Source organism: Arsenicibacter sp. R0_47, assembly GCF_057652235.1.
The window spans coordinates 64,528-88,809 of sequence record NZ_JBYFCJ010000014.1 but is presented as its reverse complement, the minus strand read 5'-3'; the positions used below and the strand labels follow the sequence as shown (position 1 = coordinate 88,809).

20 protein-coding genes and 1 pseudogene are annotated in these 24,282 nt (G+C 53.7%); 15 read left to right on the top strand and 6 right to left on the bottom strand.

Annotated features, from left to right (window positions below; genetic code table 11):
* Nucleotides 1–26 precede the first annotated feature (26 nt).
* Complete coding sequence (locus AC23NW_RS21105; RefSeq protein WP_487451817.1) at nucleotides 27–1,670, bottom strand: pectate lyase family protein; 1,644 nt, start codon at nucleotides 1,668–1,670, stop codon at nucleotides 27–29.
* A gap of 264 nt (nucleotides 1,671–1,934) precedes the next feature.
* Here AC23NW_RS21105 and AC23NW_RS21100 point away from each other — a divergent pair, with 264 nt between their 5' ends.
* The 3 genes from AC23NW_RS21100 (at nucleotide 1,935) to AC23NW_RS21090 (ending at nucleotide 7,797) form a co-directional block, all read left to right on the top strand.
* Nucleotides 1,935–3,365 carry an alpha-L-fucosidase gene (locus AC23NW_RS21100; protein WP_487451815.1) on the top strand — a complete coding sequence of 477 codons (1,431 nt, stop codon included), beginning with the start codon at nucleotides 1,935–1,937 and terminating at the stop codon, nucleotides 3,363–3,365.
* Entirely contained in the window at nucleotides 3,340–5,001 is a 1,662-nt protein-coding gene (locus AC23NW_RS21095; protein ID WP_487451814.1) for a hypothetical protein, read from the top strand. Before AC23NW_RS21100 ends, AC23NW_RS21095 begins: the two co-directional genes overlap by 26 nt.
* An 84-nt stretch (nucleotides 5,002–5,085) precedes the next feature.
* A complete protein-coding gene (locus tag AC23NW_RS21090; RefSeq protein WP_487451813.1) occupies nucleotides 5,086–7,797 on the top strand; it encodes an alpha-d-galacturonidase in 2,712 nt (903 codons plus the stop codon).
* 94 nt (nucleotides 7,798–7,891) lie between these two features.
* Here AC23NW_RS21090 and AC23NW_RS21085 read toward each other — a convergent pair whose 3' ends face one another.
* From AC23NW_RS21085 to AC23NW_RS21075, 3 genes are all read right to left on the bottom strand, one after another.
* Nucleotides 7,892–10,003, bottom strand: coding sequence for a VWA domain-containing protein (locus AC23NW_RS21085; protein WP_487451811.1), 2,112 nt, complete (start codon nucleotides 10,001–10,003; stop codon nucleotides 7,892–7,894).
* Between the two features lie 137 nt (nucleotides 10,004–10,140).
* A complete protein-coding gene (gene fabG, locus AC23NW_RS21080) occupies nucleotides 10,141–10,887 on the bottom strand; it encodes a 3-oxoacyl-[acyl-carrier-protein] reductase (protein ID WP_293833453.1) in 747 nt (248 codons plus the stop codon).
* Between the two features lie 127 nt (nucleotides 10,888–11,014).
* A complete protein-coding gene (locus tag AC23NW_RS21075) occupies nucleotides 11,015–12,097 on the bottom strand; it encodes a hypothetical protein (protein WP_487451810.1) in 1,083 nt (360 codons plus the stop codon).
* 296 nt (nucleotides 12,098–12,393) lie between these two features.
* Between AC23NW_RS21075 and AC23NW_RS21070 the strand changes: the two genes are divergently transcribed.
* Nucleotides 12,394–13,317, top strand: a complete 924-nt coding sequence (locus AC23NW_RS21070; RefSeq protein WP_071503781.1) for an aspartate carbamoyltransferase catalytic subunit — start codon at nucleotides 12,394–12,396, stop codon at nucleotides 13,315–13,317.
* 24 nt (nucleotides 13,318–13,341) lie between these two features.
* The gene (locus AC23NW_RS21065) at nucleotides 13,342–13,809 is read left to right on the top strand and encodes a DinB family protein (RefSeq protein WP_487451808.1); all 468 of its coding nucleotides are present in this window, start codon (nucleotides 13,342–13,344) and stop codon (nucleotides 13,807–13,809) included.
* A 164-nt stretch (nucleotides 13,810–13,973) separates the two neighbouring features.
* Here AC23NW_RS21065 and AC23NW_RS21060 read toward each other — a convergent pair whose 3' ends face one another.
* Both AC23NW_RS21060 and AC23NW_RS21055 read right to left on the bottom strand, forming a co-directional pair.
* Nucleotides 13,974–15,755, bottom strand: a complete 1,782-nt coding sequence (locus AC23NW_RS21060; protein WP_487451807.1) for an ABC transporter ATP-binding protein — start codon at nucleotides 15,753–15,755, stop codon at nucleotides 13,974–13,976.
* Nucleotides 15,756–15,931: 176 nt separating this feature from the next.
* Complete coding sequence (locus tag AC23NW_RS21055) at nucleotides 15,932–16,576, bottom strand: hypothetical protein (RefSeq protein WP_487451806.1); 645 nt, start codon at nucleotides 16,574–16,576, stop codon at nucleotides 15,932–15,934.
* 165 nt (nucleotides 16,577–16,741) lie between these two features.
* On the opposite strand from AC23NW_RS21055, the gene nusB reads away from it, so the two are divergent.
* From nusB to AC23NW_RS21005, 10 genes and pseudogenes are all read left to right on the top strand, one after another.
* Nucleotides 16,742–17,878: a transcription antitermination factor NusB gene (gene nusB, locus AC23NW_RS21050; protein WP_293833515.1), complete on the top strand. Its 1,137-nt coding sequence runs from the start codon at nucleotides 16,742–16,744 to the stop codon at nucleotides 17,876–17,878.
* Nucleotides 17,879–17,955: 77 nt separating this feature from the next.
* Nucleotides 17,956–18,258: a YtxH domain-containing protein gene (locus AC23NW_RS21045; protein ID WP_293833466.1), complete on the top strand. Its 303-nt coding sequence runs from the start codon at nucleotides 17,956–17,958 to the stop codon at nucleotides 18,256–18,258.
* Between the two features lie 87 nt (nucleotides 18,259–18,345).
* On the top strand, nucleotides 18,346–18,804 hold the full coding sequence (locus AC23NW_RS21040) for a DUF1573 domain-containing protein (protein ID WP_487451805.1): 459 nt from the start codon (nucleotides 18,346–18,348) through the stop codon (nucleotides 18,802–18,804).
* A gap of 46 nt (nucleotides 18,805–18,850) precedes the next feature.
* Nucleotides 18,851–19,159, top strand: coding sequence for a preprotein translocase subunit YajC (yajC, locus tag AC23NW_RS21035; RefSeq protein ID WP_293833469.1), 309 nt, complete (start codon nucleotides 18,851–18,853; stop codon nucleotides 19,157–19,159).
* A 99-nt stretch (nucleotides 19,160–19,258) separates the two neighbouring features.
* Complete coding sequence (locus AC23NW_RS21030; protein WP_293833471.1) at nucleotides 19,259–19,951, top strand: YbbR-like domain-containing protein; 693 nt, start codon at nucleotides 19,259–19,261, stop codon at nucleotides 19,949–19,951.
* Nucleotides 19,952–19,957: 6 nt separating this feature from the next.
* The gene (gene coaE, locus AC23NW_RS21025) at nucleotides 19,958–20,569 is read left to right on the top strand and encodes a dephospho-CoA kinase (RefSeq protein ID WP_487451802.1); all 612 of its coding nucleotides are present in this window, start codon (nucleotides 19,958–19,960) and stop codon (nucleotides 20,567–20,569) included.
* Between the two features lie 93 nt (nucleotides 20,570–20,662).
* Nucleotides 20,663–22,323, top strand: a pseudogene (locus AC23NW_RS21020) (amidase).
* Between the two features lie 151 nt (nucleotides 22,324–22,474).
* Entirely contained in the window at nucleotides 22,475–22,882 is a 408-nt protein-coding gene (gene yiaA, locus AC23NW_RS21015) for an inner membrane protein YiaA (protein WP_293833477.1), read from the top strand.
* Between the two features lie 8 nt (nucleotides 22,883–22,890).
* The gene (locus tag AC23NW_RS21010; RefSeq protein WP_487451800.1) at nucleotides 22,891–23,391 is read left to right on the top strand and encodes a DUF1648 domain-containing protein; all 501 of its coding nucleotides are present in this window, start codon (nucleotides 22,891–22,893) and stop codon (nucleotides 23,389–23,391) included.
* Between the two features lie 38 nt (nucleotides 23,392–23,429).
* Nucleotides 23,430–24,281 carry an alpha/beta hydrolase gene (locus AC23NW_RS21005; RefSeq protein WP_487451799.1) on the top strand — a complete coding sequence of 284 codons (852 nt, stop codon included), beginning with the start codon at nucleotides 23,430–23,432 and terminating at the stop codon, nucleotides 24,279–24,281.
* Nucleotide 24,282 lies beyond the last annotated feature (1 nt).

Genomic DNA, 24,282 nt, shown 5'->3' with positions numbered 1-24,282 from the left:
GTGGTAATAAACCTGCTTACCTCCAGCTACTTCGCCGGTTTTACCTGAGCGACCGGCACTACGCTGTTCAGGTATACCTCGATATTGGTATAGCCGTCCTTGCCCCGCACCTTACCGGCATCCGACGCATCCTTCGGGTTCAGGCCGTTTTTCGATTCCCAGCTGTCGGGCATGCCGTCGCTGTCGGAATCCACGTGCGGGGTCCCTTTGTATTCAGGGTAACCGCCTACCTGGCTAATGTCAGTGATGATGCCGTTTTTGTACGAATCAATCGGCAGGCGACGGTGTTTGAACTGCGTTTCCGGCAGTTTTACGTTCGGGAGATAGGTGATTTTTCCCGTGCGCACCTGCTCGACAATCCGCGTATCTACCGGATCACGTTTCGGCAGGGTGGCACCGGCATTGGCCAGCACGTAGCCAAAAGCGTCTTTCGTCGGTAAAATGGTAATCGCCGGCATCGGCAGCGGCTCTTTCCAGTAAATCTGATCCTTGTACTTCCCTGCGTTGGCCAAGTCTTCTACCTGCACACCACCGTCCCAGTTATCTTTCGTCACGCGCTCATTGCCTTCCACAATGTTGCCGTTCACATAGGCGCGGCCGAAGGTCAGGTAACCCAGTTTGCTGCGTCCCGACTCAGGTTTCAGAATCCGGTAAGCAAGGGGGCTGGTCGTTGGCGTTTGCGGCCCCGGCTTGAAGTAGTTATTGATAATATTGTACATTGCCCGGTAGTCGCCGCCATCCACAGACCGGTGCACCCAGTTAAAGATGACGTTGTTGGCAAAGTTGAAAATACCGTTCCAGCCGATCGACGGATTCCGGCCTGCGTTGTCGGCCCAGAGGTTCCGCATGAACGTACAGTTCTCACCGCCCAGCGTACTGCCGAACGCGTGGTTCCAGGTATCAAGGGCTTCCGAGAAAATTGAGTTCTGAATGGTGATGTTTACCGTACCCAGCTTATCTTCCAGCGTCTTGCCGGTACTGTCATTGTACATATGGCGGTACATCGACATGTTCTCGTCGAGCCCCCAGCTGGCCGACACGTGATCGATCATGATGTTGCCGATCGGGTTACCGCCAATCGAGTCATCGCGGCGGCCGACAAACGTCTCGCCCCGGCGGAAGCGCATGAAGCGGATAATCACGTCGTGGGTATTGATCCAGACCGATTCACCCGCCACGCAGACACCGTCGCCGGGTGCCGTCTGACCGGCAATAGTAATGTATGGCGCCCTGATAATCAGCGGGCTTTTCAGGCGGATAATCCCCGCCACGTTGAATACGACAAACCGCGCACCGCCCTGTTCGCAGGCATCACGCAGGGTTCCCGGTCCGCTGTCTTCGAGGCTGGTAACCACGTATACTTTACCCCCGCGGCCACCGAACGAATAGGCTCCGCCGCCTTCAGCGCCCGGAAACGCCGGGATAGGAGCCTGCGGTAAATCGACCGGACGAGCCGCCCAGGGAATATATGGTTTGCCTTCCCGGGCCTCCTTCTGAATAACCGGCCATGCCTTTTGCCAGGCAAGGTCCGACTGGCGGCGGGCTTCGTCCAGCAGCGCGTCACTCGCCTTCTGAACATCAGGCGGAATGGTCGGATACTGTGCCTTCGCAAGCTGCGGAAGGGTACCCGTCAGAACGGCCAGGAGAATAGGGACCAAACGTTTTTTCATGTCAGTTTTGTAGTAAGATTGGCTATCGGTTTATCGCTCGAACCAGGTCACGTCAGCCAATGATAGTTGTTGTTTTTTCTGCGTTATTGTACAACGGCCGAAAAGGGCAAACGATCAGAACGTATAATGAACTCAAAATAAGGCTAAAAAAAAGGGTAATATCTATATCATTTTTTCGACAGATTGTATGATATTATCAATCCCCTCCCGGGCTATTTTAATCCACCCTACCTTTAATGCATAATCGCTTTTTTCAGATCAATTATGCGCGTAAAACCCATCGTTGCGGCTATCCTTTCCGTCTTTGTTTGTCAGGTTACGCACGGGCAAACGGTACCAAAACCGTATGAGCCGACCTGGCAATCGCTCGGAAAACATACCGGTGTCCCTGAATGGATACGGGACGCTAAATTCGGAATTTATTGTCATTGGGGTGTCTATGCGGTGCCTGCCTATAATAATGAACACTACATCCAGCACATGCACAATGAAGCCGATTATGCCAAGCTGGGTACGCACAAACGCCACGTGGCCATCTATGGCCCGCTGACCAAATTCGGCTACCACGACTTTATCCCGATGTTTAAAGGCGAACGCTTCAACGCCGACGAATGGGCCGAACTGTTTCAGAAAGGCGGGGCACGTTTTGCCGGACCGGTCGCCGAACACCACGACGGTTTCTCGATGTGGGCCAGTAAACTGACGCCGTTCAACGCCAAAGACATGGGGCCGCACCGCGATGTGGTCGGTGAACTGGCCGTTGCGATCCGCAAGCGTAACATGAAGTTTTTCACCTCGCTGCACCACGAGCTGAACTATACCAACGTCAAGCTCAAACCGGGCTGGGCGGGGGCCGATCCGAAGTACGCCAAACTGTATGGTTCACCCATGAAAAAAGAGGCGTGGGACAAAATGTGGCTAGATAAATGCAACGAGCTGGTCGATAAGTACCACCCTGATATTATTTACCACGATGCCTGGCTGGAACAGGTGCCGGTCAAAAACATACAGACCTACCTCGCCCATTATTTTAACGAAGCCGCCGCCCGCAAACAGGATGTGATCGTGACCTACAAAGGCGAGGATATTCCGAAAGGCATCGGCATGGAAGACCACGAAAACACCAATCCCGACCGCATCATCGAAACGCCTTGGCTCTGCGATTACTCAATCGGCACCGGTTTTTCGTTCTCATGGGGCTATACCGACGGCATGGAAATCCGCACGGCCGAAGACATTGTCCGGAAAATCGTGGAGGTGGTCAGCAAAAACGGGCAGTTGCTGCTGAACCTGTCCCCGAAAGCCGACGGCACGTTCCCCGAAGACCAGAAGCAGGTTGTCTACAAAATCGGGCGGTGGATGTGGTCGTTCGGCGAATCGGTCTACGAGACGCGGCCGTTCAGCGTTTACGGCGAAAAAACGGCCGGGGGCCAGCAGATTTACTATACCCGCAAGGGCAAAACCGTTTACGCCATCGCCATGGAATGGCCGGGCGCCGGTCAGTCGCTGTCGCTGAAAGCGATTACGCCCGCCAGTCTGGGCGGTCGCCTGAAAGCGGTGAACGTTCTGGGCCTCAAAAACCTGGAACCCTGCACCACCAGCCTGACCGATACCGGCCTCACGATTACCATTCCTCCGAAAACCCGAACCCCTTCTGATATTGCTGCGTATGTTTTCCGTATTGAAACCGAATAGCTGCCGGATCCTGTTGGCAGGGCTGCTGCTGTGGTCGGTGCAGGTGATCGGCCAGGAAACGCCTGTCCGCTGGCAGGAAGCGCCGTTTACGGTCGTTTCGCCAACGGCCAAAACGTTTAAAACTGCCGAAATGGGCCACGTTTTCCGTGGTCAGCGAAACTGTCTGGTCCGTATTCCGGCCGAACTTACGGGGCTGACCGGTGTGCAGATGTCCAAAACCGGCGACACCCAACCGCTTACGATTCAGGTATCCCAACCGGTTCAGGTGCTGATTGGTCTGTTCCGCGACTCGACGCGGCAGACGCAACCCGCCACCTTACTGAACCGGCAACCGGTGCTGACCAACGGGGTGACCGTTACGGGCATGCCGCGCGTCGATGTGTATGCCCTCCCCTACGGCCGCGGCAGGCAGGTCATTCAGCCAACGGGCGAGCCGTTTCTTGTGCTGGGCGTTATCAAAGGCAACCAGACGCTGAGCCCCCGCGACGCCGGGTATCCCGACGGCCGGTTGTGGGAGCCTTATATTGTCGAAGGCTTTTCGGACGAAGAGCCCCTGTTTGAGATCATTGGCGGCCCCGACACACCGGTCGTCGCCAACGGAATGCCCGGCACCGAAGGCATTCAGGGCGGGTTTGAGGGCGGGGCCTGCGTTAAACTCGGCAATACCTACCACATGTTCCCGACCGAGCGGGCCGGTGAGCAAGGCATGCCGGCGTACTATGACCGGATCAAAACCCGCATCGGCCACTGGACCAGCACCGACGCCATTCACTGGACCCGCCAATCGACCATTTACCAGGCAAGCGGCGTGTATGCCATTACCGACGACGATAACCCGATCAATGACCGCCGTGGTGCCATCTGGTCGTATATGCCGGTATTCAACGAAAAAACAAACCGCTGGAATGGCTTCTATCTGGCCTATACCTGCCACAAAACCATTCACCCGAACCACTCGTTCGGCCGCATCTGGCGGTGTGAGTCGGTGAAGGAGGGCATGGACGGCATCGGTGGCCCCTACCGCGATCTGGGCATTGTGATGGAGCCCGGCCTCGACTCCCAGCTGTGGGAAGGCCGTCAGGGCGTTGATTCGTTTTTCCCGTATAAAGTCGGCGATAAATGGCTGTGTCTCTACGGCGGGGCGTTTCCGTGGGCGAAATGGGCGGATTACCCCGACAAGCCGAAACAGGGCTGGCTCATCGGTCTGGCGCAGTCGAACACGCTCGAAGGCCCGTGGGTCCGGATGGATACCACCATCAACCCGGTCCGGTCGATGCACCCGTGGTTTATCGAAAACCCGCTCATCAGCCGCTTGCCCAACGGCCTGTACATTGCCATGTTCGACGGTGGTCCCGACGACTGGGGGCTTCATCTGCCCAACATGTTCGGCTATTCGCTGTCACAGGATGGCATCCACTGGACCGAAGCGCATTACTTTCCGATTCATACGAAGGTGAAGAAATGGTGGGACATCATGCGGACACCGCTCTGCCTGATCCCCGAAGGCAACGACGAGTTCACGGTTGTGTATGCCGCCATCGACAAAAAACAGCGGTACCACCCGATGGGCATGGTCCGCGTCAAACTCAACACCCGCATAGCCGACGCGAAACTGAAGCAGCTGAGTAAAAAGTAGCACGGAATGCTATTCCGTGCCTGCGCCGATTATACGGGTGGTAATTAATAACACGGAATAGCATTCCGTGCTACATGTAGACATATGCGATACAACATACAACACTGGTTATCAGCATGGGTGATTACCATGCTCTTCGGGGCGGCGGCCCTTGCCGAAAACGTGCGGATTGTGCTGCCGGCTAATCCGCATGCACGGATCCGGTTCGGGGCCGAACGCCTCCGGAAAGCACTCGAACAAACCGGCTACACGGTCAGTACCGGTACGGGACCCGCCAATGGCAAAACCATTCTGTTGGGGCTGCTTTCCGACAAACCGGTCGCGCAGGCCTTCCCTGCCCCCGCCCCGACGCCGGGCAAGGAAGGGTTTGTGGTGCAGCCGACTCCGCAAGGCTTCGTCATCGGCGGGGCCGACCCGTCGGGAACGCTGTACGGCTGTCTGGCCCTGGCCGGTGAGATTACCGCGCGAAAGGCCTGGCCGACCAACTGGCGGAAGGCCGATCAGCCCGAAATGGTCCTGCGCGGGGCCTGCATCGGCGTCCAGAAAACGACCTATCTGCCGGGACGGAATGTATACGAATACCCGTATACCCCCGAAAACTTTCCGTGGTTCTACGACAAGGCCCTCTGGCTCCGCTACCTGGATATGCTGGCCGACAACCGGATGAATTCGCTGTATCTCTGGAATGGTCACCCCTTTGCATCGCTGGTGCGGCTCAATGACTATCCCTACGCCGTGGAGGTCGACGATGCCACGTTCAAAAAAAATGAGGAGATGTTCCGTTTCCTGACCGAAGAGGCCGACAAGCGGGGTATCTGGGTAATTCAGATGTTTTACAACATCATCGTCTCGAAGCCGTTTGCCGAAAAACACAACCTGAAAACCCAGGATCGCAAACGCCCGATTATTCCGGTCATCGCCGATTATACCCGCAAGTCGATTGCGGCGTTTGTCGAAAAATACCCGAATGTGGGCCTGCTGATTGCCCTCGGCGAAGCCATGGAAGGCGATGAGATGGACGTGGAGTGGTTTACCAAAACCATTATTCCGGGCGTAAAAGACGGCTTGAAAGCGCTCGGCAAAACCGACGAGCCACCGATTGTACTGCGCGGCCACGACACCAACCCGCAGCTGGTGATGAAAGCCGCCCTGCCGCTCTACAAAAACCTGTACACCGAAAACAAATACAACGGCGAGGCCCTGACCACCTACACGCCGCGCGGGCCGTGGGCAGAAATGCACCGCGACCTCAGCCGCCTCGGCTCAACCCACATCGACAATGTGCATATTCTGGCCAATCTGGAGCCATTTCGCTACGGGTCGGCCGATTTTATCCAGAAAAGTGTGCAGGCGATGCATGCCATTCACGGGGCAAACGGGCTGCACCTCTACCCCGAAGCCTCGTACTGGGACTGGCCTTATACGGCCGACAAAGTAACGCCCCGGCAACTGCAAATCGACCGCGACTGGGTCTGGTACGAAGCATGGGGCCGCTACGCATGGAACTGCCACCGCAACCGTACCGACGAAGTGGCCTACTGGTCGGCCAGGCTGGACGGGATGTATGGTACCCGGAATCACGGTCAGGACATTCTGGAGGCCTATGAGCAGGCGGGGGAAATTGCGCCCAAGCTGCTGCGCCGCTTCGGCATTACGAACGGCAACCGGCAGACGCTCACGCTGGGTATGTTTGTGAGTCAGCTGGTGAATCCCTACAAATACCGCGTCTGGTCCGACCTCTATACCTCCGACGGCCCCGAGGGCGAAATGCTCATTGAATGGGCCGAAAAAGAATGGAAGAAACAGCCGCATACCGGCGAAACTCCGCCGCAGATTGTCGATGAGGTAGTGCGGCACGGCAAACTGGCCGTCGAAGCGATTGACCGCGCCGCGCCGTTTGTCCGGCAAAACAAAGCCGACTTTGACCGCGTACGTAACGACATGTACTGCTACCAGGCACTGGCCGATTTTTATGCCGAAAAGGTTAAAGCCGCCACGCTGGTGCTGCGTTACCACTATTCGCAGGATATTCAGGATCTGGAAAAAGCCGTACCGCATCTGGAGCAAAGTCTGGTCCATTTCCGGAAGCTGGCCGACCTGACCCGCGATACCTATCTGTATGCCAACAGCATGCAGACGCAGCAACGGCGGGTGCCGATTGGCGGCAACGACGGTACCAACAAAACGTGGTTGGAATTGCTGCCGCACTATCAGGCGGAGCTGGCGACATTTAAAAAGAATCTGGCAAAACTCAAGGCTTCACCGGCCACGACTACTAATTCGCTGGCCAGCACAGCTCTGCCCAAAGCCGCTGTGACGCTGACCGGTGAGACCTATAGCCTGACCAATAACCAACTACCGTTTACGGATAAACTGAATGCTATTCAGGCCGTTAGTCCGGCGCTGCAAACGCTGAGCGGGGTTCGTTATGCCATGAAGACCCAGACAGAGACGCCAACGGTTGTGCGCTTCAGCACGAAACAGCCGGTGCAGCTGCTGGTTGGCTTTTTTAAATCAACCGATAAGACTACTTATTTGCCCGAACCGAATCTGGAGACCGATGCCAGTGCCAATGATTACGGGCAGGCGGAGGTTAAAATCGCCAATGCGCTGGTGGTTGCCGATATGCCGCCGGTACAGGTACATGCCTACACGTTTCCGGCGGGGGACCATGCGCTGACGCTGGGCAAGGGCGCGTGTCTGGTTCTCGGCTTTGTCGACGGTATCCATGCCATCACGCCCTTTGACGCCGGTCTGGCTTCGCGCAAAGGAGCCGACTGGTTGTTTGAGGAGTAGATGTTAACATTTCGGGTCAACTTCCTGGAAGTTCAGAACCGCCAGGCGGCCCTGTTCCTGGAAGTTGACCCGATTATTCCCGGTTTGCTACCAATCAATACCCGCCGAAGTACTTGCGTGCGCCCCACTCGGCGGCAGCAAGGCCAAGGACCATAAAGAACAGCCACCGCCAGTTGATGAGTTCATCCAGTTCTTCGGTGCTTGTCAGACGGGCCGGACTCTTCTTCGATACAATGTCTTTTACCATGTTCTGTACCGATGCCGAGTTATAGAACCGGCCACCGGTTTGCTGGGCGAGTTGCCGCAACATGGCATGATCAGCCGTGGTATTCATGGCTTCGAGCTGCAGGTCGCGCACAATAAACTGCCCTGACGACAGCTCGGCTTTGTTGTTGATCGTTACGCTTGCCTTATAGCGGTAAGCTCCCTGCGGCAACCGGCTGATTTCAAACCGGCTGTTGTCCTGGGTCGGCGTGTAGGTGTAATCGCGCGTGATGCCGCCTTCGTCCGTGATTTCCAGCGTTACCAGCTTGTCATACAGCCGCTCATAAATATCGTTGTAGAGCTCGGTTTCAAACACCACTTTTTCGCCGACATAAAACTCATTCCGGATTGGATATACCCGCAGTTTACGGCGGTCTTCCTTCACCGAAATCAGCTGAATGACTTTTTGCAGCAGCTCATCGACGACCTCCTGTTTTTCGGTCAGGGCGTATTCTTCCAGCCGCCACTGCCAGATGCCTTCACCGGCCAGTACGGCGGCCTTGCGGGTACCCGTTACGTTCAGTGCCAGCAACGGCTTGTTGGTTGCCACGGTCCCGACCTGTTGCCACAAGACCACTTCGGTGCCCGGCAACAGCTTGTATTCGCCGTAGGGAGCGGTCATCGGCGGGAATTTACCCAGGATGTCCAGCCGCTCCGGATCAATGTTGATTTGCTTAAACGTCGAATTCAGCCGCGCCGTCACCTTGTCGCCCTGCCCTGCCTGCGCATTGATCTGCATCACCGGATTGGAGGTGTTGAACGGTCCGATGGCCGACTGATTACCCAGTACGAACAGCACCGGCGTCGTATTCTGGGCCAGCAACCGCTGCATGACGGCCGTACCAGCACCGGCATTGTCCGGAATCTGGTGCAGAATGATCAGATCGTATGTTTTTTCAACGCTCAACGGACCGTCGGCGCTCGTCAGAATCCGGACATCCAGTTCGTAATTCTGGTTTTTCTCGATGATCGCCCGCAACGCTTTCACGTCCGGATGCGGAGTTGCCGCCAGCAGCAATACTTTTTCACGGCCGTCGATCACATCCAGATACACATCCTGACGGTTGTTTTTAAGGCTGAATTCGCCCGCCTGCGGAATGATTTCGACAGTATAATGCTGCACCCCTTTCTGGGTGGCTGTCGTTTTAAAGGATACCTGACTGAAGGTTTCGTTCTGCGCAAAACTAACCGGCTGGCGACCCAGCTCACGGCCACCCTGTTTCAGGACTACCGTTGCCGACCGTCCCTGAAAACCGAAGCTGGTAATTTCGGCCTGAATCGGAAACTCATTGCCCAGATACGCGATCCGGTTGGCAATGATTCCTTTGAGTTGAATGTCTTTTTTGGGAATTGTATCGCCCAGCCCCACCGCATGAACGGCGAACGGATACTGCCCGAAGGTAGGCGATAAGCCCTGATTGAAAATACCGTCGGTGACCAGCACCACATCGGTTAAATGGCGGCCCTCGTAGTCAGAACGAATGTCGGACAGCAGGCCGGAAAGATTGGTTGTCCGTTGCGTGAAGGGAATCTGGGTCAGGTCGGCATCGGTAATGGTATCGCCGAACGTCCGGACCGCCACATCCAGCCCCTCGTCGGCCAGCTCCTGCCGCAGTTGCTGTAGATTGGTCAGGGCCTTATTGAGGGCGGGCCGGCCCGCCGCCGCCACCGACTCGGAATTGTCGACGGCTAACACCACCTTTGGTTTTTCGGTCAGCGACCGGACATTCCGTACCAGCGGGTTGAGGAACAGAAAGCACAGCAGGCTTACGACCAGAAACCGCAGGGCCGTCAGGGCATAGCGCACGCGGTTATCCCATTGACTGACGCTCCCGGCAGATGCCTGGTTGGGCAAGGGCTGATACATGGCCGCGGCATAGATCGCACCTACAGCAAGGCAGGCCAGTATCCACCACGGTGACGTTTGAAAGATGATGTTCATAAAAGGTTGTATTGGCTTGGGAGCGTGAGGCGGAGGGCAGAGAGCGTAGGGCGTAGGGCTTAGTGCGGGGAGTCAGCAGACCCAACACCCTGCACTAAGCCCTATACTCCATACCCCATGCTCCCTGCCCGTTGCCATTAAGTAAGCATTCCGCCATCGACCTGCAATACCTGTCCGGTAATGTACCGCGACAAGTCTGAGGCGAGGAAAACGCAGGCATCAGCCACCTCTTCGGGTTGCCCGCCACGTTTCATCGGAATCGACTGTTTCCATTCCTCAACGGCTTTCTCGTTGATTTCGCCGGTCATTTCGGTTTCGATAAAGCCCGGTGCAATGGCATTTGAGCGAATGTTCCGCGAACCCAGTTCCAGCGCCACCGACTTGGTAAAGCCGATGATGCCTGCTTTGGAAGCGGCATAGTTCGCCTGTCCGGCGTTTCCGCGCAGACCGACTACCGATGTCAGGTTAATGATTGACCCCGACTTCGCTTTCATCATCGGTTTGATGGCGGCTTTAGTCAGGTTAAATACCGACTTCAGATTAACGTTAATAACGGTGTCCCATTGTTCTTCCGACATCCGCATTAACAATCCGTCGCGCGTAATACCCGCATTGTTGACCACAACATCAACCTTGCCAAAGTCAGCAACCACCTGCGAAATGAGGTCTTCGGCGGCTGTATAGTCCGACGCATCGGACCGATAGCCTTTCACCCGGCCACCAAACGCACTCAGTTCAGCTTCGAGGGCCTGTCCTTTTTCTACACTCGACAGGTAAGTAAATGCCACATCTGCTCCTTCCTGAGCATACCGTGTGGCGATAGCCCGGCCGATTCCCCGTGAGGCTCCGGTAATTAACGCAACTTTTCCTTTCAGTAAATCCATCTTGTTGTACCACAGAACAGCATTCTGTGTTATTAACCACATAACTCATCACAGTCTAGCGTTCTGTGATGCATAGAAGGCCAAAAATAGCGGATTAACGGGGATTGGACAAACGGCTTAGCGCGTGTTACCGAAATACATAGCGCAAAGCGAACTGGTTACCGAGAGAAGCTGAGGCGTATGGTGAAACTGTTTCAGTAATATTTCCGAGACGGCTGTAATCTACACCAACTCTGGCTAGTGAGGTTTCAAGAATAAACCGATTCCCTAACATGTAGGCAAGGCCAAACTGACCATTAAGGCCAAACGTATTTCCTTGTGTATTTATTAGCTTCGACCAGCTGGCTGAAATCCGGTGAAAAGGTGTAAGCCGGCTGGTCAGCCAATACGTTTGCACATACGGTATAACTGAAATCCCGGTTGACCGACTGACAGACTGGTTATTACCTGTTGTTTTTCGTCCGGTATGTTGATAACCTGCCTCTATACCCAGTACCGTTCGTTCGCGAATAAACGTCCCCGCCGACGCACTGATAGTATATACTTCAGGTTCATAGGTAGTATTCTGAGTTCCTTCAAGGAATGTGTTACTAACCGAAAATTGTCCGCCAAGTAGCCATCCACCTTTCTGCGTCTGACTAACCTGCGTCTGATTATCAGGGCTGGCAGCATGGTCGCCTGTCCGATAAATAAACCCGGCCCGAAGCTGTCCGAAGGAGACCGGAAAAGCAGTTGTGGATGTTTTAAGCTCCAGCGCCAGATGCTTTGTGACAAAATAATTCAGCCCTGCTTCAAACGTGGGTGAAATGCCGAAACCAAACATTCTGTTTCCTGAAAAGGTGTAATCCTTAGCCGGAAACTCTTTTTCTCTACTATAAAATCCACTCACGGAGACACCAATGCCCCCTCCGACAAAAAGCTGTATGTTGTTCAGCCCCCAGTAACGCCTTACGAATGGATTTAACGAAGCACTATATGACAAATATCGTGTTCCCGATTCATAGTTGTTCTGGCCGTCTACAGCGGAGACAATTTTACTTGAGCCTGGCGATAAGCCAAGTGTCATATTGATGCCGGTCAGCCAGTTGTTTTGCCTGAATTTCCCTACAGTCAGCTGCACTGTTGATGCAGTAAAGCTGTTGTTGTTTTTTACATCCGTATTCAGGATACGAGAATACATGCTGGCCACAGAAATTGATCCGCCATACAATCGTTCGCCGGGCTGAATCTGGGCAAAAAGTGTGGAGGTCAGTGTGGCAAGGCAGGCGGTAAGGAATTGTGCTTTCATTGGAGTGTTGTGTTATTGTGAATATTGACCCAAAGAAAACTTTATCGCCGAATAAGACAAAAAATAAGTATTTAATAATTGTTAACAGGATACATATTGGGTAGCTACAGCAATCCGGCTCACCTGGATAATTACAGGGGCTTACTGAACAATATCACCATTCGCTGTCAGAAAAGGTAAATCCGGTTATCTTTGCCCAATTTTTGTGCGTACTCCTCATGGCTGATTCATTAAGCGTTCGACACCTGCTGGGCATTAAAGACCTCAACGAGAATGACATTAATCTGATTCTCGACACGGCTAAGGAATTTAAGGAAGTCATCAACCGGCCGATCAAAAAGGTCCCCTCGCTGCGTGACATTACGATTGCCAACGTTTTTTTCGAAAACTCTACCCGTACCCGTCTTTCGTTTGAACTCGCCGAAAAACGACTGTCGGCCGATGTCGTGAATTTTTCGGCGTCGGGCAGTTCGGTGAAAAAGGGCGAAACCCTGCTCGATACGGTAAACAACATCCTGGCTATGAAAGTCGATATGATTGTCATGCGCCACAGCAGTCCCGGTGCCCCGCACTACCTGTCCGGCCGGATTCCGGCTAACGTGGTGAATGCCGGCGACGGTACGCACGAACACCCGACCCAGGCCCTGCTCGACTCGTTCTCAATCCGCGAAAAACTGGGCGATCTGGCCGGTAAACGCGTGGCGATCATCGGCGATATTACCCATTCACGGGTGGCACTTTCCAATATTTTCTGCCTGCAGAAGCAAGGTGCCGAGGTTATGGTCTGCGGCCCGACAACGCTCATCCCGAAATACATGAGTGAACTGGGCATTAAAATCAGCCACGATGTGCGGGAGGCCCTGAACTGGTGCGATGTGGCCAACGTGCTCCGGATTCAGCTCGAACGCCAGCAGATCAAGTATTTCCCGTCGCTGCGCGAATATTCGATGTACTACGGGATCAGCAAAAAGATGCTGGACGACCTCGACCGCCCGATTGTGCTGATGCACCCCGGCCCGATTAACCGTGGCGTGGAACTAACCTCCGACGCTGCCGACTCGCATCACAGCATTATCCTCGATCAGGTCGAAAACGGAGTTGCCGTTCGCATGGCGGTGTTGTATCTGCTGGCACAGATGTAGGTGACTACTTTTTACTAAAACAATATGCTCCAGGACCTTGCCCGTTTATTTGACCGCGATCTGCAGCGGCTCTATCAGGAAATTGACGCCTACCCGACAACAGACGCCATCTGGAAAGTCGTCAATGGCATTGCAAATTCGGCGGGGAACCTGACCCTGCACCTGCATGGTAATCTGCATGAATTCATTGGCCGTCAGCTCGGACACATCCCGTTTGAGCGCGACCGCCCCCGCGAGTTCAGTGCCACCGGCCTGGAAAAGAGTGAGTTGCTGGATATGATCCGGGCGACAAAGGAAACAGTAAGCAAAGCACTGCTGAGCCTGCCGGACAGTGACTTAACTAAAACCTACCCGAGTGAGATCTTCGGCTACAGCATGAGCGTGCAGTTCTTTCTCATTCACCTCAACGGCCACCTGAATTACCACCTCGGTCAGATTGACTATCACCGCCGTATACTGACCAGCAACGGAGCCATCTCACTCGCCCAATGAGACTATGATTTACATGATTAAAGGATTACTGTGATTAGTGGGTTGCCTGTAATCCTTCCTGTTTCGCTCAATTCATAAAAAAAGACAGGATTACATGATTAACAGGATCGCCGATAAACCATCCTGTTAATCATGTAATCCTGTCAGCATACCTTTTCAGCCCCCTATACTTCTTCAGCCTGTAGCTGTTTGTCGTACAGCTCGCGGTAGGTGCCGTTGCGGGCCATCAACTCGTCGTGCGTACCGGTTTCGATGATGTTGCCGTCGTCCAGCACAATAATCTGATCAGCCAGCTTTGCCGACGACACCCGATGCGAAATAATCACCGACGTACGGTCGGCCATAATCCGCTTCAGGTTATTGAGAATAATGTTTTCGGTATTGGTATCAACCGCCGACAGGCAGTCGTCCAGAATCAGAATTTTCGGATCACGGGCAATGGCGCGGGCAATACTCAGGCGCTGCTTCTGACCACCCGACAAGGTAATGCCCCGTTCACCGATCCGCGTTTCGAAGCCTTCCGGAAAGTCCACGATGTTCTGATACAAATCGGCATCCCGGACGGCCTGATCAATGCGCTCCTGCGACATTTCCGGCACCCCGAAACGAACGTTGTTGCTGATCGAATCCGAGAACAGAAAGACATCCTGCGGCACATAGCCGATCTGCCCGCGCAGGATTGGCAGGCCGTATTCTTCCACCGGCACATCATCAATCCGGATCATTCCCGATGTCGGATCATACATGCGGGTCAGCAGGTTCGCAATTGTACTTTTCCCTGAACCAGTTGTTCCGAGGATAGCCACACTTTCGCCCGCACGGACGTTCATCGTAAAATCTTTTAAGGCCACAATCCCCGAATCCGGATAAGTAAACCGGACATGCTCAAAGGTAATTTTGCCCTGAATATCGCGGCTCAGATTTTTCGTCGACACGATTTCTGTTTTTACATCCAGAAACTCATTAATGCGCTGCTGCGACGCGGCAGCCCGCTGCGTCTGACTCATGGTCCAGCCAAGGGCCATCACCGGCCAGGTCAGCATGTTTACGTACAGGATAAACTCCGTGATGTTGCCTGGTGTCAGCCGGCCCGAAATCACTTCCTGCCCGCCGATATAAATAACCAGCACGTTACTGAGGCCAATCAGCAGCACTGTCATCGGCTGCCAGAGTGCATCTACCAGTGTGAGACGCAGCGACTTAGCCCGATACTCGTTGGTTTCATGCTCAAATTTTTCGGTCGAGTTTTTCTCCTGTACAAACGACTTCAGGACCCGGATTCCGGAGAAAGCTTCCTGCACAAAGGTTGACATCCGCGACAGACTCCGCTGTATTTCTTCGGAACGCCGGATCACGATGTTCTCGACCAGATAAATCCCGATGGACAACACCGGCAGCGGCAGCAGTACAAAAAACGTCAGCCGCATGTTGATGCTCACCATATAACCGATTACCAGCGCAAACAGCACAATCAGGTTCATGCCATACATCAGGCTAGGGCCGACATACATCCGGACTTTGCTGACGTCCTCCGAAATACGGGCCATGAGGTCGCCGGTGTTATGTTTGCGGTAGAAGCTCAGCGGCAGCGTCTGGTAGTGATCGTAAATCTCGTTTTTGAGGTCGTATTCGATGTGGCGCGACATCACAATCAACGTTTGTCGCACCAGAAACAGGAAAAAGCCTTTCAGTAAAGCCAGCGCCAGAATCAGCAGCCCGTACAGCAAAATACTGAATGCGAACATACTATAAATCGATTCCTGTAGTGACGTACCGGCATAGAGGTAATAAATGTCCAGCGTTTCGCGCACCAGATCAAGGGCATACCGCACCAGCTGGGCCGGATAAATTCCGAACAGGTTGGATATAATCGTAAAGAGAGTCCCCCAAATCAGATACCATTTATACTTGACGAGATACTTATTGAGGTAAAGAAGTGCTTTCACGGGAATCAACGGGGCTTGCTACTCCGAACCTAACAGCAATCCGGCCGATTTCGTTTCAATCACCAAGTGAGTGATTGAGTCATTGAGTGATTGAGCGAAAGTCCCCCACTACCATTCAACATCTAGTATCTAGTATCCAGCATCAAGTATTTAACATCCAGTATCCAGCATCAGGTTCATCCCCGGAACGCTTTGGCGCTGGCGAGGGCGGCGAGGGCAACCCAGGCCATGCCGATCACGCCGGTGCCGAGCAGGATGGCGCTGATGGCCCAGGCCTTGCCACTGTATTGTTCTCTGTTCTTCTGGATTTTCGTCAGGCCGGCCACACCGATCAGGGCCGACAGCAGGGGTAATGTGGTGACAACGACCCAGATCCAGCCGCCGGGTGTCGAAAGCGTTGACGCCAGATACGACACCGCACTGCCTGCAAATGCACCGTGGGCCAGCACCGGTGTCCGGCGTTTCCCGGTCATTACCGGCTTTTCGCGGACATACCCGGTTTCGACCGGCGACAATAAACCGGTTTGCTGAAGCCACACCTTGCGGGGTTTTTGGGTGCTGTGATCAGGGTTTTGCAAATGACGGGCGGCGGGCTGAATCACCAGCGACGGAGCGGGTGGCACGACAACAGAATCAGGGCGGACGGTACTCAGGGCGACGGGTGACAAGGGTTGAACCGGGGCCGGTTCGGGTTCAGGGACGGTGTTCCGGGCAAATGTGTGGGGCTGGCTCTGCAACAAGGCATAGCCGGCCGGACGACATGCAGACACTAAACCGAGCAGCACAAATACGGCCACGGTCGTCCAACGACAGCAAAACATAAGGAAAGGTGTTACGTTAGGATTAATCAAAGATGGTTTCGTTGGGAAAACTACTGAAAAAGCACTACTTTTGCAACGGATTTTCCGAATGTTCTTTTTCTTATTGGTAGAGTAAATAGATTTATAGGCGGGATGTTAAACCGACGATTGCTCCGAATAAAAGTAATGCAGGCCCTGTATGCGCTTCGCCAGGCCGATATATCAAATCAACAACTTGCACTGGATGGTATTTCCGAGTTATTTCAGCCCGATCTGAACTCGATGATTCCACAAGACCGCAAACAACTGGAAGGTAACCGCCAGCTGGCTTCAGCGCTCTTCGAAGAAGCCATTAAAGCCAATCAGCCCGCCAAAGACGACGACGCGTCGCAGAAAATTCTTAAAGCGGCCAATGACGGGTATTTATTCTACCAGAATCGCTCCAAAAAAGATCGCCAGCACCTCTCCCAAATGATGGTCGACGAGGTTCAGGGCATCTACGATGATTATATCCGTGTTTTAACGTTAATGAACGAACTGGCCCGCCAGTCGCAGATCGACCGTGAACGTGTTCACCGCGATCCGGATGAGGTGCCGTTTCCGTTTGAGTCCAATCTGGCCGATAACGTCATTATTAAAGCCCTGACCGACTTCCGGCCGCTGGAGAATGAAGCGCTGCGCCGCAGCATTTCGTGGGCCGACGATATTGGCTTTGTCCGGAAAGCATACCGTGAAGTACTGAAAACCGATGACACCTACCGTGCCTACTGCGAACAGATTTCGCACACGCCCGACGAAGACCAGCAACTGGTGCAGTACCTGCTGCGTTCACTCATTTTTAAAGGTGATCTGATCCGTAACTACCTCGCCGAAATTGACCTGAGCTGGGCCGAAAACAGCGACGTGGTGCGCAGCTTAGCCATCAAAACGCTTAAATCCGTACAAAGTGCTACCGGTCTGGCCCTCGAACCCCTGACCGACGACTGGGACGAAGATTACTTCTTCATGACCACACTCTACCAGCGTTCGCTTGATAACAACGGCGAATACGAAGGTTTGCTGGCCGAACAACTCCAGAACTGGGATTTACAGCGGGTGGCTCAACTTGATATGATTATCCTTAAACTGGCTGTTTGTGAAATGCTTAACTTCCCCGGCATTCCGGTTAAGGTAACAATTAACGAATATATTGAGCTGGCAAAAGCGTACAGTACGCCCAAAAGCGGTAAGTTTGTGAACGGAATTTTAGACAATCTTTCGACGAAACTGACAAACACCGGCAAACTGCGTAAGAGTGGCCGGGGACTGTTGGATAACAAGTAATTGATTGATCGGAAATTAGCCATTCCTTTGCCCGCAGGGTATTAAGGACCGTTTTCGACCATAAACCAGCTAAAGTTATGAGCCGCACAAGCCGCGATTTATTATTTTTCCTGACCGGCGCTGCTACGGGTGCCGTACTAGGGTTGTTGTACGCTCCCGAAAAAGGAGAAGTCACACGGGATAAACTGTCGTACCGGTTATCAAAATACCGGAACCAGCTGGAGTCACTGATCACCGATTTGCTGAACTCAGCTGAACTTCCGGAAAATTTCCAGAAAAGCGAAGGCCAGCGCGTGGTAAACGATGCCCGCGAAAAGGCAGAGAAACTGCTGGAAGACGTTGACCGGCTGATGGCACAAATCAAAAAGCAAAACAGCTAATGAGGTAACCGAAACCGGTTTTCCCGACGCATTATGCAGAGCGGAAGCCGGTTTTGTTCCTGCGTTTTCACCGAAAATGTCTGGTACATGAAACAACCACTTATCGCATTGCTGGTCATCGGGCTTTGCTGGGGCCAGCTGGCCTGCGACAACCGCAAGCAGAGCGAATCGGCAAGTACGGTGGCTTCGGACAAAATGCCTAAAATCACCTTCAAGGAGAAAGGCATTCATGATTTCGGCAATATTACCGAAGGCGATACCATCGAGCATAAATTCCTGTTTACTAATACCGGCGCTTACCCGCTGATTATTAACAACATCACGGCATCCTGCGGGTGTACGACGCCTGAATGGCCGCGTGAACCCATCGAGCCTGGTGAAGAATCGTTCGTTAAGGTCCGGTTTAACAGCCGGAATAAAGAAGGTGAACAGGGCAAAACCGTGACCATCTTCGCCAACACCGAACCGGCTATGACCGACCTCCAGTTCAGGGTTTATGTCGATAAGCCGAATGCCGCCGGAAACGATACAACACAATCAAAATAGCTTGTTTCATGCCATTTACCGGCATGAAACCTGAAACCAAAACGTCATGCAATCAATCCTTTTACAGGCACAGTCAAACCAGATGATTTACCAGGTCCTTCTTTGGGTCGGTATTGCTGGTGTGATGTACTTCTTTATGATCCGGCCGCAGCAGAAAAAGCAAAAAGATCAGCGGTCTTTTGTCGATAACCTCAAAAAGGGCGACAGCGTGGTAACCATCGGCGGTTTACACGGCAAAATTTCATCCGTTGAGGGTTCGACGGTGACCATCGAAGTTGACAAAGGGATAAAACTCACCTTTGAGAAAAACTCTATTTCGCGCGAGGCTACGGTCAAGACGCCTGAAACGAAATAACGTTTCTGCTGACAGTCCGGCCGGCGCCGGCACAATATGCACCGGCCGGACTGTATTTTCCTGCAGCCCCCTTCTTCGCAGCACGCAAACTTTCATCCAGTGACTCCATCTGCCCAGTCAAAATCATTTCAGCCGGCTAAACTCATTTTATGCCTGCTGGCTGCTTCGTTATTCTGGCTACTGAATGCGCTTAACAAAACGGGCTATTCCCGCAATGTGAAATACCCGATTCAGTTTGTTTACGACGATTCGCTTTATATCCCGACCGCTCCCCTGCCCCAAACCATTACGCTGAACCTTGTCGGCAGCGGCTGGTATCTGTTCGGTCAGGCCTTTCTGCCTTTTCAGAATGAGCCGATCAAGTATGTGGTCAATAACCCGCTCCGGGCCAAAAGTATCAATACGTCCGTACTGGCAGAAGCCCTCGATGAGCAAGCCAAAAACCTGCGCGTAAACTACATTGTCGCCGATACCTTTGAACTGGGTTTCGACCGGAGGACGATCAAAACGATTCACCTCGTTGCCGACAGTCTGCACCTGAACATGGCTCCCCGCCATGTCGTAACGAGTCTGATCAACATTACGCCGAATACACTGACCGTCGAAGGCCCGGCCAAACTCCTCCGCGGGGTTTCTGATACGCTGGTTGTCCGGATTCCGGGCCAGCGGATTTCCCAGAATTACGACGAAGAGCTATCGATCAACCATTTCAAGCATCCGCTGCTGAAGGTGAGCACCGAAAAAGTGTTCGTTAGTTTTGAAGTCGGTGAACTGCTGTCAGTCCAGCCTTAACCTTGTATGAGCACGCACTCTCCGCTTCAGATCGGCATTACGGGTGGCATCGGATCGGGTAAAAGCCTGGTCTGCCGTATTTTTCAGGCCTTCGGGGTACCGGTTTACGCCGCCGACGACCGGGCTAAATGGCTTACCCAACACGACCCGATTCTGAAAGCCGATATCATCCGGTTGCTCGGCACAGACGCCTATGATCAGCAAGGGAACTACAACCGTGCGTTTGTGGCCTCCCGCGTTTTTCATGATCCGGAACTACTGCACCAGCTGAACAACCTGATTCACCCCCGCGTCTATGCCGATACCCTGACCTGGGTGCAGCAGCAACACTACCCGTATGTGATTAAGGAAGCGGCACTCATGAAGGCCGCCGGCGATCATAATACCCTCGACAAGGTAATTGTGGTACATGCCCCGGAAAACATCCGCATCGACCGCATCCGCCTCCGCGATCCGCACCGCTCCGAAGCCGAAATCCGGAACATCATTGCCCGCCAGATCAGCGATGAGGAACGCTTCCGGATCGCCGATTATGTTATCGACAACGACGAAGCCCGGCTGCTGCTGCCCCAGCTTGCTACCCTGCACCAGACGCTGCTGGCATTAGCCCAATCATAAGCCAGCCGGGGCATTTCTCCCGTTCATCGATGCGGCTTGCAACTGTCAGCCTGCTGTTTTATATTTTGAGGTGAATTACATCAACCTAACTAAATGAAACGCAAACTTCTACCTGTTGCAGCCTGCATCCTGAGCTTTACGGCGGGCGCCTTCATCGCAAATGACGACCCGAAAAAACCAGTCACGGCCGACCTCGCCGAAGCTGCCTCGCGGGTCTTCGGACTTGATTTTTCGCCGGCTGAGCGCGACTCGATGCTCGACAACCTGAACGATCAGCGCAACGACTTCGAGACCATCCGGAAAGTCTCCCTGACCAACGATGTTGCACCGGCGATCTACTTCAATCCGCAGCCGGCCGGTTTTAGACTGCCGGCAGGGCCATCTTCCTTCAAGTCATCGCCGGCCGGTACCGTTACGCTGCCCGCCAACCGCGACGAACTGGCCTTTTATACCGTTGCACAGCTGGGTGAGCTGATCCGGACCAAAAAAATCAGCTCCGAAGAACTGACGACCTTTTATCTGGAGCGGCTCAAAAAATACAACCCGCAGCTGCTTTGCGTCGTAACACTGACTGAAGATCTGGCCCTGACCCAGGCGCGCCGGGCCGATGCTGAGCTGAAGGCCGGCAAATACCGTGGTCCGCTGCATGGCATTCCGTATGGCGCCAGGATCTGCTGGCGAAGAAAGGCTATAAAACGACCTGGGGCTCCGTGCCGTTCAAGGATCAGGTGCTCGACCTCGACGCTACCGTGATTCAGAAACTCGAACAGGCCGGTGCCGTGTTGTGCGCCAAGCTGTCGATGGGTGAGTTGGCTATGGGCGATGTCTGGTTTGGTGGCATGACCCGCAACCCGTGGGATACGAAAACCGGTTCCAGCGGCTCGTCAGCGGGTTCGGGTTCGTCGGTATCGGCCGGTCTGCTGCCGTTTGCCATTGGTACCGAAACGCTCGGATCTATTGTGTCGCCATCGACCGTAAACGGCATTACGGGCCTGCGTCCGACATTCGGCCGCGTAAGCCGCCACGGTGCCATGGCCCTAAGCTGGACAATGGACAAAATCGGCCCGATGGCCCGCACCGTCGAAGATTGTGCCCTGGTGTTCAATGCTATTTACGGGCCTGATGGTCAGGACCAGACCGTGGTCTCGGCGCCGTTCCGGTATGCCCCCCTGCCTTCGCTCAAAGGCATGAAAATCGGCTATGTCAAAAAAGGATTTGAAAGCCGGTATGGTGGCCGCGCCAATGACTCACTCTCACTCAGTGTCCTGCGTAAACTGGGTGCTGAACTCGTTCCGATCGACCTGCCTGACTTCCGCTACGGCGCACTGACGATGATTATCGGCATTGAAGGGGCTGCCGGTTTTGACGAACTGACCCGCCTCAACAAAGACGATCAGATGGTGCGTCAGGGGAAAAACGCCTGGCCGAACGAATTCCGGTCGTCGCGGCTGATCCCGGCGGTCGAATATATTCAGGCCAACCGGATCCGGACAAAGCTCATCAACGACATGCATCAGGTGTTGCAGAAGGCCGGCGTAGACGTCTATGTATCACCAGCCTATGCAGGCGGCAACCTGACACTGACCAACCTGACGGGGAATCCGTGCGTGGTGTTGCCAAACGGCTTTAATCAGCGCGGCCTGCCGACGAGCATTACCTTTATGGGACAGCTTTACGAAGAAGGCAAAGTACTGGCCGTAGCCAAAGCCTATCAGGACGCTACGGAATGGCACAAAAAGCATCCGAAACTATAAGTACACCCATTTTACCGGCGAGGCGGTCCCTGTTCTCTGACAGGGGCCGCCTCGTTGCCATTTTATAAATAATGGTTTGACAATCACCGGGCATCTGATACATTTGAGCAACTGACTATCTGAAACCGCAACCTTTTAGCAACGACCAACAATGGCTCAGAAAACATCCAGTGCATTTATTGCTGCCTCATGGGTAGCCCTCGGGGTCGGCATGGCCGGCTTCCTCATCGGTCTGTGGCGGGCCGAGATGCTGCTCAACGAAAAAGGATATTATTTTGCCGTGCTGATGCTCGGATTATTTGCCGTTGTCTCACTGCAGAAAAGTGTCCGCGACCGGCTGGAAGGCATTCCGGTAACCGATCTGTATTACGGCATCTGCTGGTTTGCCACCATTCTGTCAATTGTACTGCTGATTGTCGGCCTCTGGAATGCCACGATTCTGCCGAGCGAAAAGGGGTATTATGCCTTTGCGTTTATGCTGGCGCTTTTCGGGGCGATTGCCGTACAAAAAAATACCCGCGACAGTCAGGAGGCCGGTAAGGGCACACCGTCTGCGTAATAGAAATAATGGAGAACCAGCGCCCCAGACTCAGGATTGACCTCACACCTGCTGACAAACTAGTTGAAGCTGCTGGCTGGCTTATGCTGGCCGGTATCTGGCTGCTTGTGCTGCTCTCATACGCCGATCTCCCCGACAGGATTCCGACGCATTTTAATCTCGCCGGTAAAGCTGACGGATTCGGTAAAAAAGCAGCGATTATCCTGCTGCCGGCTATTGCCACGGTGCTGTTTGCCGGCATGACGGTCGTTAACCGGTTCCCGCATGCCTTTAATTTCGGGGTTCCGGTAACGCCGGAAAATGCTCGCTTTCAGTACACCAACGCCACCCGGATGATGCGCTGGATCAAACTTGGCCTACTGATCCTGTTTGGTTTTCTGACCGTTGAAACCATCGGACACGCTACCGGAAAAACAGACGGGTTAGGCAGCTGGTTTCTTCCGGTGATGCTGCTTATTCAGTTTGTCCCGATGACGTTCTTTCTGGTGAAATCCTTTCGCGGGAAATAGTATCTTCACATCATTTCTCTACCTTACACACGCATCTTATGCACAAACACCTGCGCGTTCTCCTTTTCTGTTTACTCTCAATACCGGCTTTTGCCCAGAAACCATCATCCAAAGTACCGCTGGCAATCGGTGTTGTCGACGCCATCCAGTCGAAGGTGCTGGGCGAACAGCGGGTGCTGAATATTTATCTGCCCGACGGATATTCCGCACAGGATACGACAAAATACGCAGTGATTTACCTGCTCGACGGTTCGATCGACGAAGACTTTATTCACGTGGCCGGGCTGGTTCAGTTTAATACGTTTCCATGGATCAGCCGCATTCCCAAATCCATCGTGGTTGGTATTGCCAGCGTTGACCGCCGCCGCGATTTTACCTACCCGACCACCATCGAATCGGACCGGCAACGCAACAAAACCGCTGGTCAGTCGGCGAAGTTTATGGCATTTATCGAATCAGAACTACAGCCTTACATTGAAAAAGAATACCGCGTTTCGGGGAGCAAAACCCTGATCGGACAATCGCTGGGTGGCTTGCTGGCAACGGAAATTCTGTTGAAAAAGCCGGCGCTGTTTAACAAATACATCATTATCAGCCCGAGCCTGTGGTGGGATAACGGTTCGTTACTGAAGCAGGATTCACCGGTACTGCAAGCCGGTTTTACGCAGCCAACCGCCATCTACATCGGCGTCGGCAAGGAAGGACTGACGCCGGGCGATCATCCGCGGGTGATGGAAGTCGACGCCAATCTGCTGGCCGACAAACTCAAGGCGGGCAAAAACGCCAACGTGTCGGTGTACTTCGATTACCTGCCACAGGAAGACCACGCTACCATCGGCCATCAGGCAGTTTCCAACGCATTCAGGATGCTGTATCCTGCTTCTAAATAAC

Coding starts and splice junctions, on each gene's coding strand:
- AC23NW_RS21105 (WP_487451817.1), bottom strand. CDS start 1,670: ATGAAAAAACGTTTGGTCCCTATTCTCCTGGCCGTTCTGACGGGTACC.
- AC23NW_RS21100 (WP_487451815.1), top strand. CDS start 1,935: ATGCGCGTAAAACCCATCGTTGCGGCTATCCTTTCCGTCTTTGTTTGT.
- AC23NW_RS21095 (WP_487451814.1), top strand. CDS start 3,340: ATGTTTTCCGTATTGAAACCGAATAGCTGCCGGATCCTGTTGGCAGGG.
- AC23NW_RS21090 (WP_487451813.1), top strand. CDS start 5,086: ATGCGATACAACATACAACACTGGTTATCAGCATGGGTGATTACCATG.
- AC23NW_RS21085 (WP_487451811.1), bottom strand. CDS start 10,003: ATGAACATCATCTTTCAAACGTCACCGTGGTGGATACTGGCCTGCCTT.
- fabG (WP_293833453.1), bottom strand. CDS start 10,887: ATGGATTTACTGAAAGGAAAAGTTGCGTTAATTACCGGAGCCTCACGG.
- AC23NW_RS21070 (WP_071503781.1), top strand. CDS start 12,394: ATGGCTGATTCATTAAGCGTTCGACACCTGCTGGGCATTAAAGACCTC.
- AC23NW_RS21065 (WP_487451808.1), top strand. CDS start 13,342: ATGCTCCAGGACCTTGCCCGTTTATTTGACCGCGATCTGCAGCGGCTC.
- AC23NW_RS21055 (WP_487451806.1), bottom strand. CDS start 16,576: ATGTTTTGCTGTCGTTGGACGACCGTGGCCGTATTTGTGCTGCTCGGT.
- nusB (WP_293833515.1), top strand. CDS start 16,742: ATGCAGGCCCTGTATGCGCTTCGCCAGGCCGATATATCAAATCAACAA.
- AC23NW_RS21045 (WP_293833466.1), top strand. CDS start 17,956: ATGAGCCGCACAAGCCGCGATTTATTATTTTTCCTGACCGGCGCTGCT.
- AC23NW_RS21040 (WP_487451805.1), top strand. CDS start 18,346: ATGAAACAACCACTTATCGCATTGCTGGTCATCGGGCTTTGCTGGGGC.
- yajC (WP_293833469.1), top strand. CDS start 18,851: ATGCAATCAATCCTTTTACAGGCACAGTCAAACCAGATGATTTACCAG.
- coaE (WP_487451802.1), top strand. CDS start 19,958: ATGAGCACGCACTCTCCGCTTCAGATCGGCATTACGGGTGGCATCGGA.
- yiaA (WP_293833477.1), top strand. CDS start 22,475: ATGGCTCAGAAAACATCCAGTGCATTTATTGCTGCCTCATGGGTAGCC.
- AC23NW_RS21010 (WP_487451800.1), top strand. CDS start 22,891: ATGGAGAACCAGCGCCCCAGACTCAGGATTGACCTCACACCTGCTGAC.
- AC23NW_RS21005 (WP_487451799.1), top strand. CDS start 23,430: ATGCACAAACACCTGCGCGTTCTCCTTTTCTGTTTACTCTCAATACCG.